Raw genomic sequence first — 13,721 nt, 5'->3', positions numbered from 1 at the left:
CGATGAACTAGGACATTACTTATAATAGCCTAGGTGATATGGAGCGTCAAGAATTTGCCAATCGAATATAGCGACAGTTCAAAATGGGAATTGTCAATTGTTATCAATTTGTCACAATTGACCTTGTCTGGAATTTGTTTTACCCAAACCGCTGTCACCTTATGCAAAACGGTGCAAGCTCGTCCAGCCGCGGATATCAAGCGCGTCCGAGCCAAAGCGTGCGTACGGCTTCGCTTACGGCGCCAGGTTCGGGCAATGCTCCATCCCCGTCCGGGCCGACCGCCAGATCCGCGCCGCAAGCTTCGGCGGACTGCAGCGGAATGGCAGACGCCAAGATGATGTATTTGAATCCCGCTGTTCGCAGATTGCCGCATACCTCGCGGAGCTGCCCGGCAAGCTCGGGCGACTGTGCGCCGTACTGAATCGCGGGATATGTGACGGTTCTTCCTTTAAAGGGCTGTTCGATCGTGAGCAGCACGTCGCGGAGCCGTTCGAGCCGCAGCGTCGCTTCGTGCGGCATTTCCGCGCCAGTCAGTCCCGTTACCGGCAGCACCGCCGTATCGAGATACGGCTGAAGCTCCGCCCACTGTTCTGCGTTTAATTCGCTGAATTTCATTTGTTTTCCCGCTCCTCCGGTCATTAGGATATGTAGGTTTACCAAAATCCATTCTATTAATATACCATACGGATTCCTACTATAATGAAAGAAAATTTCCGGATCTCCGCTGGCCGGGCGCCCGAAGCAAAAAATGCCAGGACGACCGGAGCCCTTGCCCCGATGTCCTAGCATCATGTAATCGACCGGCCTGCGTCCGCCGCCTCTGGCATCAAACGTGCAGCGACTTCAATTCGTCCGTCAACCGCTGAAAGGTATCCTTGTCGCCGGAAGCCAGCGCCGTATCGATCTCGGCGTACAGCTTATCCATGCGAAATTTGAGTACGGCTTCATCCAAGAGCATTTCCGCGGCAAGTCCAAGCATGACTTCGTAAGAGAGTTTCATTTTGTCCATAGGATACACCTCCACCTCCAACTGAGCGTTTAAGAGATCCTATATTCCTTTCCTTACGCCTCTCGCTTCCCAATCGTCTTCTTTTCTCCGTGCCGATCGTCTAATCTGTCCGTGCCGACGACTCCCGCAGGCGACCAAGTGAAAGCATATAGGTGGTTCAAGTAAGTGCGATCCTCCCGTTCGGGGAGGGAATCGGCTTCTACTAAATTATATTCATCGACTTGAAAGAAGCTAAGGGCGTTGGCCCGCCGCCGAACGGAATGTGCTTTCGCCCGGGCGTCGTCCCTGTCCGGCTGCTAGCCGTTCAGCACGATCGCTTCGTCGTCGAGGCTTTGTCCGGCCACGATCGTCCGGCCGAGCGGCGTCATCCGCAGCACTTGGCCGAATTCGGCGTGCTCGCCGAGGCGAAGCAGGCCCAGATGCAGCATCATGCCGATGAGCCGCTGCTCGAGAATCGTTTCGGGCTGGTCGTAATAGAACGGTTTGACATAAGGCTTCAGCGTCGCGAGAACGGTTTCGGTCTTCACCCATTTATTCCCCAGCTTGTCGATCCAATAAACGAGCGAGCGAATATTCGGGATCGGTCCCTTGTACAACCGCAGCCAGAATTGATACAGCTTGTCCGGCGGCTCCGGCGACTTAAGCGCCTGGCGCTCTTTGCCCGCCGGCGACAGCTCCAGCACCTCGTTCTGCTCGACGATCCAGCCTTTATAGTAGCAGTAATCGTACAGCAGCGACATCCGGTTCGGGTAATCTTTGATTTTCCGTCCGTAGCCGAAGCGCCATTCGCCTTTGCCCGGCAGCGCCTCCTTAACGCCGAACAGCTCAAGCAGCTGCAGGACGCTCCGCTTGTACATCGTGCCTTCCGTCGTGAGCGCGACTTCATTCAAATGGATGTAGGTCAGCAGCTGCGCCACGTCTTCCCCCATCAGCATCTGTTCGTCCCGATACGCGTGCGGCTCATCGTCCGCGTAGACCGCGCCCGCGACCAAGCGGCGCTCCAGCGATTGCTTGAACCGCTCCTTCAAGTCGCTCGGCACTTGAAAGAGATAGCGCTCCGGGCCGGCATAGCCGTTGAACAGCCAGCCGTACTGCTTAAAGCGGGAAATCGTCTCCCGAGGCCCGGTTTCCGGTTCCGGCCGTTCCTTCGCCGTCGTCTTCGATTTGGACGGCCGCTTGGCCGAGCCCGGGGACTTCGCCGCCGATTTCTTGGCTGCCGGCGCGGTTTCGTTCGCACCGGACGCAGAGCCTGGAGGCACCTGCTGCCCGGCCGGCACGCCGAATCGGCTCAGTTGCACCCGCGCGACCAATTCCTCTAGACTGAAGGCATCGCGAGCGTCGAACAGCAGCGAATTCATAAACCGCAGATCTTCCAGCTTCAAGGCGCCGATTTGCGCTTCGAACACTTCGCGGCGATTGACCGTCGACAATATCGACTGGATAAGCTCGTGTTTCGAGTTTCCGTTGCATTCGCATTGATAGGTTGCCGCAATGCGGCTCAGCTGGCCGATGTCCGCATAGCTGAGCATGTCCGCTAATTTCATCTGCCGCTCCTCCGTTCCCATCTCTCTTGCAGGTGTACTATCATTATGGGAATCTTGACGTTTTTTATAACCCCGCTGGGAGAAAAGTTCCTGTCGCTCGCTTCCCGCGCCCGCGATTCAGCAGAATCGGACACCCGGACCCGAGCAAAAAAAACAGCCGCCACTCTCGCTCCGTTGCGAGAATGGCGGCTGTTCGCCTAGACCGGCTTATCGGCAATCTTGCAGCTGTTCCAGATGCTGCGTGCAATTATGAAGCAGCGGGGTCCACTTCGCACCCGTCCGTTCCATGATCGAAAACGAAAGATTCTGAATCGGCTTATCCTCCAATTCCGCGGACATCGCCCGCAGCAGCTGCGACAGCAGACTGCCGTGGGTCACGACCAGCAGATGGCGCTCTGGCATCGACGCGGCGGCCTCCTCGACGAACGCCAGCGCGCGGGTCCGCAATTGCTCGTCGGTCTCTTGGCCATGGTCGAGCTTCTTCCAGTCCGGGCCCCAGCGTGCCAGACGGTCCGCCTCCGTCGTGCCTTCGACGTCGCCGTAATAGCGTTCGCGCAGCCGCGCGTCCGGTTCGAGCAGCGGTATGCCGAGCGCCTCCGCGATGATTTGGGCGGTCTGCCGCGCGCGCATGAGGTCGCTCGCGATGATCGCATCCCACTTCATCGGCTCCGTCGTCAGGCGGCTTGCAAGCGCCTGCGCTTGGCGGATCCCCTCCTGATTGAGCGGAATATCGGTTTGGCCTTGGATTTTGCCAAGCTCGTTCCAAGCCGTCTGGCCGTGGCGAATGAGTCCGATTCGCAATCCTTCTCCCTACTTTCAACGAAGATCTCCGGCGCGAAACGCCGGAGTCAGGTTCATGCCCGTATTCAATATGTATGCGTCAGCTGCGCGTTCGTGAAAACCAGTTCAATATGAGCAGCGTCATGATGATGCCGAGCAGCGATAACGCCACATAGTATTGCGGAACCGTCGGCACGATATTCACCACGATGGGATCGCTGATACTGGCGACCGGCACGTCGGCGTAAAACGCGTTCTGGATAATGTCTGGATCGCTTGCGGCATCCGCGGTTTCAATCAGCCCCGTCAGCTTGGCCACGTTCACGCTGGACGCGTCGTGATTCCCGATGACGACGTAGAACAAGCCGACCACGAACATCGCCAGGCAGCACGCGATGATCGCCGTGACGTTCCGGCGGAACGTCTTGGAAAACTGATAGGATCGGCTCGTGACCGGCATAAACCAGGACTGTTCCGCGTAAATGCGGTCCATGACGCCATGGTTGACGTGATCGATGGGACCGATCTCGTCGGCGTCTTCCGAGAAGACGCGGATAAGCTGTTCACTCTCTTCCCATATCCGAAACTCCTCCCTGCACGCTTCACAGGTTTGGAGATGCAAATCCACGAGCAGACGTTCGCTGTCGTCTTCGGCCAGATCCCAATAGACGCCGAACGTTTCCTGTACATCCTGGCAGTTCATCGCATTTTCATCCCCTCGTACTCTTCCAGCATTGGCGATTCGCCGAAATACGGTTCCAGCTGAACCTTGACGCTGCTGCGCGCACGAAACAGAAGCGATTTTACGGAGCTGACGGTCTGGCCGAGGATATTCGCGATCTCCTGGTAGTCCAGTTGATCGTACTCGCGTAAAATGAGCGCCGAACGCTGCTTCTCGGGGAGGCTGTTGATGGCTTCCCGAACCATCGTCATGCGCTCGTTCTTCAGCAGCCGTTGTTCCGGAACGGCATCCGGCGGCGCGACCGGGGTAAATCCGACTTCTTCGAAGGATACGTTCCCGGCCTTCTGTTTGCGAAGCTCGCTAAGCACCGTATTTCTGGCGATGGTGTACAGCCATGTTGAAAAGGAAGCATCGACTTCCCTGAACGAATGGAGGCTGCGATACGCTTTGTAAAACGTTTCCGAGCAAAGGTCTTCCGCAAGAAGCTCGAGCTTCGCGCTCTTTAGCATGTGGAAGATAAAGGCAAGGATTTTTCGTTGGTAGCGCCGCATCAACTCCGAGTACAGCTGTATGTTGCCATCCTTGATTTCGCGTATAAGCTGGGAATCGGTCATCGCGGGCGACCCTCCTTGGCCATAGGAGTGACTCCCGGATCGGTTATACATTGTACCGACACGGGAGGAAAAAGTTGCGCGATCGTAAAAATTTTGTGATCCGTGCTATTTTCTTTATCTAATTCGAGGGATGAAACCAAATTCCTGCTTCTTTCGACACGTTTCAGCCCCCCACATTTTTACATAAACAACATCGATTGTAACATGCGGCGGAAGCGCGTGGGGTAAAAATTTTTCAAAGATCGCGTATAGTCCGGAATACCCGGCAATGGTAATCGACGAATCGAGCCGCTGAAAGGTTTCAATTAAGCTAATAAAGAACAAAAAAAAAAGACCGCCCAAGGGCGGCCCCGCAAAGATCTGCGATGGATTTGGATAGGAGTGGAGAGAAACCATACTGTACCTTTATTATATGTATCCGTTTTCATTTTGTCAACAAGCGTTTTCAAATGATTAACGAATATTTTTTAAAAATGAACGGCGTAGCCGATTTCGCCCAGACGCTCCACCGCGCGGTCCAAATCTTCCTGCTCCCGAAAGCTCAGACGCAGTACTCCGGGCACATCCTCCCGGCTTTCGGTGATCTGGACGTTGCTAAGGTTGATCGCACTGTTGCCGAGCTCCGTCGCGACCTTCCCGATGATGCCTGGATGATCGGGCACGTCGATGTAACATTCGTAGACCGAATGGATCATGCCTTTCCGCCGTTCGGGAAGCTGGCTGCGGAAGATCCCGGCTTCCCGGAACGCCCGCTCCACCGCCTCCCCGTTCTCGCCTTCGAGCATGCCGACGAACCGGTCCATGCCCGCCTGCCATGCTTTCAGCAGCCCCAGAAGCACGTCGCGGTTGTTCACGAGAATGTCGCGCCAGACGACGGGATCGCTGGACGCGATGCGCGTGATGTCGCGGAATCCGCCTGCAGCCAGCTGGCCGTACAGCGGGTTGTCCCCATTGAAGCCGCGCACGAGGTTCACGAGCGCCACCGCGATGATATGCGGCAGATGACTGATCGCGCCGACGATTTCGTCGTGCTCCTCGGGATTGACGTGCACGATGTTGGCCTTCGTATGCGCGAGCAGCTGCGTCAATTTATCAACGTAATGCCGCGGAGTCGACGGATCGGGTGTCAGCACGTAAAAGGCGTTCTCGAACAGATAAAGCGAAGCGGCTTCCACGCCCGCGCGCTCCGAGCCGGCCATCGGATGTCCGCCGATGAAGACCGCGTCGCCGAGACGGGCTTGTCTCGCCGCCGCGGCGACCGATGCCTTCGTGCTCCCGACGTCTGTAATGATGCAGCCCGGCTTCAGATTCAACTGGCTTAACTCCTGTACGTATCGGTCCAATGCGCCCACGGGCACGCACAGAAAAATAAAATCCGCCCCTTCTGCCGCCTCGCGAAGAGACGTCGTCGCATGATCGACGACGCCCCGCTCGAGGTATTTGGCTGCGGATGATTCGCGCACGGAATGACCGACGACCGTAATGTTCGGCTTGCCTTTGAAGCAGAGCGCGAGCGAGCCGCCGATCAAGCCGACGCCGAATATCGCGATTTTCGTCATGACGTTACCCCAGTACCGCCGCTTCCGTCAGCACGGCCTCGAGCGCCGCGACGAACGCTTCGTTCTGCTCCGGGCTGCCGATCGTAATGCGGATGTACGTCGGGTAGTGCGTCCAGCGCGCGCGGGAAATGACGCCGCGGCGAAGCAGGCCGTCGAATGCTTGGACGGAAGGCATTTTGACGTCGACCATGACGAAGTTGCCATGCGCTTCGAAGTAGTTCAGGCCCATGCGGTCGAACTCGCCGTACAGGTAAGCCCGGCCCGCCGCGTTGCGGTCCCGGCAGCCGCTGACGAATGCCGTGTCTGCCAGTGACGCCGCGGCTGCGGCTTGCGCCATCCGCGTCGTGTTGAACGGCTCGCGCACTTGGTTGACCATGCGGATGAGATCGGCATGTCCGGCGCCGTATCCGATGCGCAGCGACGCGAGGCCGTGAATCTTGGAGAACGTGCGGAGCAGGATCACGTTCTTGAATTCGCGCATCAGCGCCAAGCTGTCCGGGAAGGATTCGTCCGTAACGTACTCGATGTACGCTTCGTCGAGGGCCACGATGACGTTCGACGGCACCTGGCGGACGAACGCATCCAGCTCCGCCTGACGGACGATCGTGCCGGTCGGGTTATTCGGATTGCACACCCAGACGATCTTGGTCCGTTCCGTAATGGCGGCGAGCATCGCGGGCAAATCGTGCACGCCGTCCTTGAGCGGCACTTCGATGATCGTCGCGCCCTCGATGACCGCGTTGTGGCGGTACTGCGAGAACGTCTCGTCCGCCATGACCGTCTCGTCGCCCGGAGTCAGGAACGCCCGCGCGAGCATCAAAATGACTTCGTCGGAACCGGCACCGAAAATGAGCTGGTCGCGCTCGACGCCCAGATAGGCGGCGACCGCGGCGGTCAGGTCCGTGCTGAAGCTGTCGGGATATATGCTGATGTGCTCAAGTTCCTTCATAATGGCGGCTTTCGCGTGCTCCGAAGACCCGAATGGATTTTCGTTCGATGCCAGCTTAATGACTTCCTTCAGGCCCAATTCGCGTTTGACTTCTTCAATCGGTTTGCCTGGCTGGTACACAGGCAGGCTGACGATACTTTGTTTCGGTTGCATTCCTATCACCTCGTGAATGTGGTTACTGCTCAACATTTCAACATTGTCTCATAAGTTGCCCGCATTTAAAAGTGTTTCGCGCAATTTTTCTTTCGCGCTTTTAAGCTTTTATGCGAAGAAGCGTTAATTTTTCCGATCTTTCGTTAGCTCCCTCTGCCTCGCCCGCTCCCTCGCCTTCGTTCGGATGGACGCCAAAAACCTCCGGCAGCCGCGAAGCCCCGGAGGTTGGATAAGGTTGAAAAGCCGCCCGCGCTTAACCTCTCAATTCGCGGACGAAATCGCGGATCTGCGCGAGGCCTTCCTGCTTGGTCCCCGGCGATTTCAGCAGCGGCAGCGCCTCTTCGATCTTGCGGACGATGGCGCTGCCGACGATGACGCCGTCGGCCTGCTTGCCGAACCGCTCGACCTGCTCGCGGCTTGAGATCCCGAAGCCGACCGCGATCGGCGTATCCGTCGCGCGGCGAACCGTCGCCAGGAATTCGTCGATGCCCTGGTGGAAATCGGACCTCACGCCCGTGACGCCGAGGGAAGACACGCAGTACACAAAGCCGCGCGCCTTGGCGGAGATGCGCGTCACGCGGTCGTTCGACGTCGGCGCGACAAGCGGGATGAGATGGATGTTCGCCGCTTCGGCCCGTGCGCGCAGCTCGGCGTCTTCTTCGATCGGAAGATCGGGAATGATGAGTCCGCTGATTCCCTTGGCCGTCACGAGCCCGAAGAACCGGTCCAGGCCGTACTGCAGAACCGGATTATAGTAGGAGAACAGGATGAACGGCAGCTTCACGCCCGCCTTGCGCGCGTTATCGGCGACTTGAATGCAGTCCGCGATCGTCACGCGCCCGCCGCCGAGCGCCCGCTCCGAGGCGCGCTGGATGACCGGCCCGTCGGCGAGCGGATCCGAATACGGCACGCCGAGCTCGATCATGTCGGCGCCCGCCTGCTCCATGGCCGCGATGATGTCGACCGACGTGTCCAGATCGGGATCGCCGATCGTCAGGAACGGAATGAGCGCGGTGCGCCCTTCTTCGCGCAACCGTCCGAAGGCCGCGTCGATTTCGTTAAGGTGGTTCGCCATTACGCCAAACCTCCTTCCAGATAGCCCATGATGGCTTGGACATCCTTGTCGCCGCGGCCGGAGAGGTTCACGACGACGATCTGGTCCTTGCTCAGCGTCGGCGCCAGCTTCATCACCTGCGCGATCGCGTGCGCGGACTCCAGCGCCGGGATGATGCCTTCCGTGCGCGACAGCAGCTGCAGCGCCTCCAGCGCTTCGGCGTCCGTGATCGGCACGTACGCCGCGCGCTCCGAGTCCTTCAAGTACGCATGCTCCGGTCCGATGCCGGGGTAATCGAGACCCGCGGAGATCGAATGCGCCGGCTGCACTTGGCCGTAGTCGTCCTGCAGCACGTAGCTGAGCGAGCCTTGGAACACGCCGTGGCGGCCCTTCGTCATCGTCGCCGCGTGCTCTTCGGTATCCACGCCGCGGCCGGCCGCTTCGACCCCGATCAGCTTCACGGAAGTGTCGTCGATAAACGGGTAGAACATGCCGATGGCGTTGCTGCCGCCGCCGACCGCCGCCACGATGTAATCCGGCAGACGGCCCGCTTCCCGCTGAATCTGCCCGCGCGTCTCGTCTCCGATGATGCGCTGGAAGTCGCGCACCATCATCGGGTACGGGTGCGGCCCCGTCACGGAACCGAGGATATAGTACGTGTCGTCGACATGGCTGACCCAGTAGCGCAGCGTCTCGTTGCACGCGTCCTTCAGCGTGCGCGTGCCGGACGTGACTGGCACCACCTCCGCGCCGAGCAGCTGCATGCGGAACACGTTCAGCTCCTGCCGTTTCGTATCTTCTTCGCCCATGAACACCTTGCACTCGAGGCCGAGCAGCGCCGCCACCGTGGCGGACGCGACGCCGTGCTGGCCGGCGCCGGTTTCGGCGATGATTTTCGTTTTGCCCATCCGCTTGGCCAGCACGCCTTGACCGATCGTGTTGTTGATCTTATGCGCGCCGGTATGGTTCAAATCCTCGCGCTTCAAATAGATTTGCGCGCCGCCGAGATGCGCGGACAGCCGCTGCGCGTGGTAGAGGGACGTCGGGCGCCCCGAATATTTGGTTAAGAGATTGCGGATCTCCGCGATGAAATCCGGATCCTTGGAGTAATGCCGATAAGCCTCCTCCAGTTCGATCAGCGCGTTCATCAGCGTCTCTGGCACGTATCGGCCGCCGAATTTGCCGAAGCGTCCGTTCTCGTCCGGAACTTGCGTCATACGCCTTGCACCCTTTCCGCAAAAAGTCTGATTTTCGTCATGTCCTTCGCGCCGTCCGTCTCGACGCCGCTCGATACGTCCACGCCGCCGGGCGCATATCGCTTCACTAACTCTACCACATTATCGGGATGAAGTCCTCCCGCGACATAGAGCGGAACGCCGCCCGCCGCTTCCTTGTACCGGTCGATGACGGACCAGGCGAACGTCTTGCCCGTGCCGCCGCCCGCGGTGTCGATCAGGAACCCGTCCACGCTGCCGATGTACGCCTGCAGCCGGCCGGAACCGTCCGAATCCGGATCGGCGCCGTCTTCCGGCGTTACCGAGAGCACCTTCCACACCGCGACGCCGAATGCCGACCTCGCCTCCGCGCAGAACGACGGCGACTCTTCTCCATGCAGCTGGACTATGTCGAGCGGGGCGATCCGAAGCGTCTCGCGCAGTTCGTCCATCGTCGGATTCACGAACACGCCGACCGTCCGCGGCGCGGCGCCTTCCGCGTTGCGCAGCCGCCGCGCCGCGGCGATCAGCTCCGATGCCAACTCGGGCGCGATCTGGCGCCGGCTCTTCGCGAAGACGAAGCCGACCTCGTCGATCGGCAGCCCGTCCATCGCCCGCATGGTCTCCGCGTCGCGCAGGCCGCATATCTTGACGCGCGTCGCGCGGCCGTTACCTTGCTCCGGCTCCGTCATCCTACGCTCACCGGCCCCATGAGCCGCTCGACCGCCGCGCCGACGTCCGCCTGGCGCATGAGCGACTCGCCGACCAGCACGCCTTTGGCGCCGCACGCTTGGACGAAGGCGATATCCTCCGGCATTCCGATGGCGCTTTCGCTGATGACGGTCACGCCGGCCGGCACGAGGCGGATCAATCGTTCCGTCGTCCGCAGGTCCGTCTCGAACGTATGCAGGTTGCGGTTGTTGATGCCGATCAGCGTCGCCTTGCCCAAGCCGAGAACTTCCTCCATCTCCGCTTCGTCATGCACCTCGACCAGCACGTCCAGCCCAATCGAACGCGCGATGTCGTAGAACTCCGACAGCTGCGCCGGGCGCAGAATCGCCGCGATGAGCAGGACCGCATCCGCTCCGATGAGCCGCGCTTCGTAGATTTGCCGGTAGTCGACCGTGAAGTCCTTCCGCAGCAGCGGAACGCCGACGGCACCGGACACTGCGGTCAAGTATTCGTTGCGGCCTTGAAAATACTCCGCGTCCGTCAGGACCGAGATGCAGTCCGCCCCCGCCTGCGCGTACGTCCGCGCCAATTCGACGGGCTCGAAATCCGCCCGGATCAGCCCTTTGGACGGCGACGCCTTCTTCACTTCGGCGATCAAGCCGACCGGCCGGTTCGTCCGTCCGGCTAGCGCGCGCTCGAAGCCGCGGCATGCCGGAAGCGCGGCGATCCGGCGCTCGGCGTCGGCCAGCGAGAACGTTTCCGCCAGGCGCTCCGCTTCGTTTTTTTTGGTGGCCACGATTTTATCAAGAAACATCGCTCATCGCTCCTGTCGTTTCAATCAATTGGCGCAGCTTCGCCGCCGCGCCGCCGGAATCGATCACTTTCTTCGCCGCTTCGACGCCTTCGCGAAGCGAATCCGCCCCGCCGCCGACGAAGATACAGGCGCCGGCATTCGCGAGCACGATGTCGCGGTAAGCGCCGTATTCTTCGCGGTCGAAGATCGAGCGGATGATGCGGGCATTCTCGATCGCGTCCCCGCCGATGATGTCGGACAGCGCGTGCGTGCGCAGCCCGAGCTCCTCCGGCGTCAGCGTGTACGTCCGCACGGCGCCGCTCCTCAGCTCCGACACTTGCGTCGCCGACGACACACTGATCTCATCGAGGCCGTCGTAGCTGCTGACGACCATCGCGCGCTTCTGGCCGAGATCGCCGAGCACCGACGCGATCGTTGCCGTCTTGGACCGGTCGTAGATGCCGAGCAGCTGCCGGTCCGCGCCGGCGGGATTCGTCAACGGGCCCAGCATATTGAAGATCGTCCGGAAGCCCAGCTCCCGGCGGGGCGCCGCCGCGTGCTTCAGGGACGGATGGTACAGCTGGGCGAACATGAAGCAGATGCCGATCGCGTCGAGGCAGCGGGCGGCCTGCTCCTCAGTCAGCGCGATGTTGACGCCGAGCGCCTCGAGCGTGTCCGCGCTGCCGGATTTGCCGGACATCGCCCGGTTGCCGTGCTTCGCGACCCGTACGCCGGCCGCTGCCGCGATGATCGCGGAAGCCGTGGAAATGTTGAATTTATGAATGCCGCTGCCGCCCGTTCCGCATGTGTCGAGCAAGCCGTTTCGTTCCGTCGCCACGTGGCGGGAATGCGCGCGCATCGCCTCCGCGAAGCCGGTAATTTCGTCGCGCGTCTCGCCTTTGAGGCGAAGCGCCGTCGCGACTGCGCCGATTTGCGCGCCGGTCGCCTCGCCGCTCATGATCAGGTCCATTACACCGCGCGCCTCTTCGCGGGACAGGTCGGCGCCGCCGATCAGCTGGTTCAGCGCGCGCTGCATCGTCATGATTTCGTTTGTCACCGTCATCGTCCGCTCATCCTTTCGCGTTCGCGTAATAGTCCATGTTGATCATGTTCGCTGGGCGCTCGGGCTGCGGGAAGGCCGCTTCCGCCACGCGGACGGCTTTCAGCAGCGCCATCGCTTTGTTGACCGTTTCAGTGTACTCGTTTTCCGGGACGGAATCCCAGACGATGCCGGCGCCCGACTGCACGTACGCCTTGCCGTTCTTGAAGATCATCGTGCGGATCGTAATGCACGTGTTCAGGTTGCCGCCGAAGCCGAGGTAGCCGATCGCGCCCGCGTAGGCGCCGCGCGCTTCGTTCTCGAGCTCGGCGATGATTTCCATCGCCCGAAGCTTCGGCGCGCCCGATACGGTGCCGGCCGGCAGGCACGAGACGAACGCGTCGAAAAAATCGCGGTCCTCTCTTAATTTGCCTGATACGTTGGAAACGATGTGCATGACATGGGAGTAGCGCTCGATTTCCATGTAAGCATCGCAGCGGACGGAGCCGAATTCGGAAACGCGGCCGATGTCGTTGCGGCCGAGATCGACCAGCATGAGGTGCTCCGCGCGCTCCTTCTCGTCGGCCAGCAGCTCCTTCTCGAGCGCCAAGTCCTGCTCCGGCGTCTTCCCGCGCGGCCGCGTGCCGGCGATGGGCCGCGTCTCGACGCGTTCGCCGTCGACCTTCACGAGCGCTTCCGGCGACGTGCCGACGATAACTTCGTCGTCCATCTTCAGGTAATACATGTACGGCGACGGGTTCATCGTCCGCAGGACACGGTAGACGTGCAGCGGATCGACCTCCGTCTCGATGCTGAACCGCTGCGACAGCACCACTTGGAAAATGTCGCCGGCGCGGATGTATGCCTTCGATTTCTCGACGTTGGCCAGGAACTGCTCCTTCGTCACATTGGACGAAATCTCGCCGAGCTCCGGATCGGCGGGAATCGCGCCGCCCGTCATCAGCGTCGTCGGGGTCGGCTGCTGCAGCCGCTCGATCGCCGCTTCGATCCGGCGGACCGTCTCCGTGTAACGGGCTTCGATGTCCGCGTCCGTCGCGCCTTCCGGAACGTGCACGTTGCCGATCACCTGCACTTGCTGCTTGAAGTGATCGAACACGATGACTTGGTCGCAGAACATGAACTGCAAGTCGTTCATCTGCAAATCGTCGATCCGGTGGGCCGGCAGCTTCTCGTAATATTGCAGCAGGTCATAGCCGAAAAATCCGATCGCCCCTCCCGTGAACGGCGGCAGGTCCGCGACGGCCGGGCTGCGGTACGCGCGCAAATGCGCCTTCAGCAGCTCGATCGGCTTCTCGCGAAGCACCGTCGTTTCGCCGTCTCGCTCGATGACCATCTCGCCGTTCTTCCCACGGATGAACATGAACGGGTTCGTGCCGATGAACGAGTAACGGGCCCACTTGACGCCGCCCTCCACGCTTTCCAGCAGAAACGCGCGGTTCTCGCGGTAGAAATGCTGAAAGATCCGAATCGGCGTCTCCGTGTCCGCCATCACATGCCGCACGATCGGAATGAGGTTGTACGTCCCGGCCTGCCGGATGACGTTTTGCAGCTCGTGGTTCATGTCCCGTCTCCCCTTTTCGCTCGAAAAATAAAAAAACTCCTGCTTTCGCAGGAGTTCGCGTGTGTTGGAAGATGGT

The 13,721-nt window shown here is 60.4% G+C and carries 14 protein-coding genes; all 14 read right to left on the bottom strand.

Annotated features, from left to right (window positions below; all coding sequences use genetic code 11):
- Window positions 1-196: 196 nt before the first annotated feature.
- Window positions 197-616 carry a DUF2487 family protein gene (locus ACFPB1_RS04380; RefSeq protein ID WP_379222282.1) on the bottom strand — a complete coding sequence of 140 codons (420 nt, stop codon included), beginning with the start codon at window positions 614-616 and terminating at the stop codon, window positions 197-199.
- 211 nt (window positions 617-827) lie between these two features.
- Window positions 828-1,010 (bottom strand): IDEAL domain-containing protein, encoded by a 183-nt coding sequence (locus ACFPB1_RS04375; RefSeq protein WP_090637806.1) that lies wholly within the window; start codon window positions 1,008-1,010, stop codon window positions 828-830.
- Between the two features lie 296 nt (window positions 1,011-1,306).
- Window positions 1,307-2,554: a hypothetical protein gene (locus ACFPB1_RS04370; RefSeq protein ID WP_379222279.1), complete on the bottom strand. Its 1,248-nt coding sequence runs from the start codon at window positions 2,552-2,554 to the stop codon at window positions 1,307-1,309.
- Window positions 2,555-2,761: 207 nt separating this feature from the next.
- Window positions 2,762-3,355: a histidine phosphatase family protein gene (locus ACFPB1_RS04365; RefSeq protein WP_379222277.1), complete on the bottom strand. Its 594-nt coding sequence runs from the start codon at window positions 3,353-3,355 to the stop codon at window positions 2,762-2,764.
- 79 nt (window positions 3,356-3,434) lie between these two features.
- Window positions 3,435-4,037, bottom strand: coding sequence for an anti-sigma factor family protein (locus tag ACFPB1_RS04360; protein ID WP_379222275.1), 603 nt, complete (start codon window positions 4,035-4,037; stop codon window positions 3,435-3,437).
- Entirely contained in the window at window positions 4,034-4,630 is a 597-nt protein-coding gene (locus tag ACFPB1_RS04355) for an RNA polymerase sigma factor (RefSeq protein ID WP_379222273.1), read from the bottom strand. The genes ACFPB1_RS04360 and ACFPB1_RS04355 overlap by 4 nt, the downstream gene beginning before the upstream one ends.
- A 467-nt stretch (window positions 4,631-5,097) precedes the next feature.
- Window positions 5,098-6,189, bottom strand: a complete 1,092-nt coding sequence (locus tag ACFPB1_RS04350; RefSeq protein ID WP_379222271.1) for a prephenate dehydrogenase — start codon at window positions 6,187-6,189, stop codon at window positions 5,098-5,100.
- Window positions 6,190-6,193: 4 nt separating this feature from the next.
- A complete protein-coding gene (gene hisC / locus ACFPB1_RS04345) occupies window positions 6,194-7,291 on the bottom strand; it encodes a histidinol-phosphate transaminase (RefSeq protein ID WP_379222269.1) in 1,098 nt (365 codons plus the stop codon).
- Window positions 7,292-7,544: 253 nt separating this feature from the next.
- On the bottom strand, window positions 7,545-8,366 hold the full coding sequence (gene trpA, locus ACFPB1_RS04340) for a tryptophan synthase subunit alpha (protein ID WP_379222267.1): 822 nt from the start codon (window positions 8,364-8,366) through the stop codon (window positions 7,545-7,547).
- On the bottom strand, window positions 8,366-9,562 hold the full coding sequence (gene trpB / locus ACFPB1_RS04335) for a tryptophan synthase subunit beta (RefSeq protein WP_379222265.1): 1,197 nt from the start codon (window positions 9,560-9,562) through the stop codon (window positions 8,366-8,368). Before trpB ends, trpA begins: the two co-directional genes overlap by 1 nt.
- On the bottom strand, window positions 9,559-10,251 hold the full coding sequence (locus tag ACFPB1_RS04330; protein ID WP_379222263.1) for a phosphoribosylanthranilate isomerase: 693 nt from the start codon (window positions 10,249-10,251) through the stop codon (window positions 9,559-9,561). The genes trpB and ACFPB1_RS04330 overlap by 4 nt, the downstream gene beginning before the upstream one ends.
- Window positions 10,248-11,045, bottom strand: a complete 798-nt coding sequence (trpC, locus tag ACFPB1_RS04325) for an indole-3-glycerol phosphate synthase TrpC (protein WP_379222261.1) — start codon at window positions 11,043-11,045, stop codon at window positions 10,248-10,250. The genes ACFPB1_RS04330 and trpC overlap by 4 nt, the downstream gene beginning before the upstream one ends.
- Window positions 11,035-12,087, bottom strand: coding sequence for an anthranilate phosphoribosyltransferase (trpD, locus tag ACFPB1_RS04320; protein WP_379222259.1), 1,053 nt, complete (start codon window positions 12,085-12,087; stop codon window positions 11,035-11,037). Before trpD ends, trpC begins: the two co-directional genes overlap by 11 nt.
- 7 nt (window positions 12,088-12,094) lie before the next feature.
- Window positions 12,095-13,645, bottom strand: coding sequence for an anthranilate synthase component I (gene trpE / locus ACFPB1_RS04315; RefSeq protein WP_379222257.1), 1,551 nt, complete (start codon window positions 13,643-13,645; stop codon window positions 12,095-12,097).
- Window positions 13,646-13,721: the final 76 nt, after the last annotated feature.

The sequence above is a fragment of the Paenibacillus sp. GCM10023250 genome (genome assembly GCF_042653205.1).
Lineage (GTDB): Bacteria > Bacillota > Bacilli > Paenibacillales > Paenibacillaceae > Paenibacillus_Z.
The sequence above is the reverse complement of the archived record's forward strand: the minus strand, read 5'-3'. Positions and strand labels throughout refer to the sequence as shown.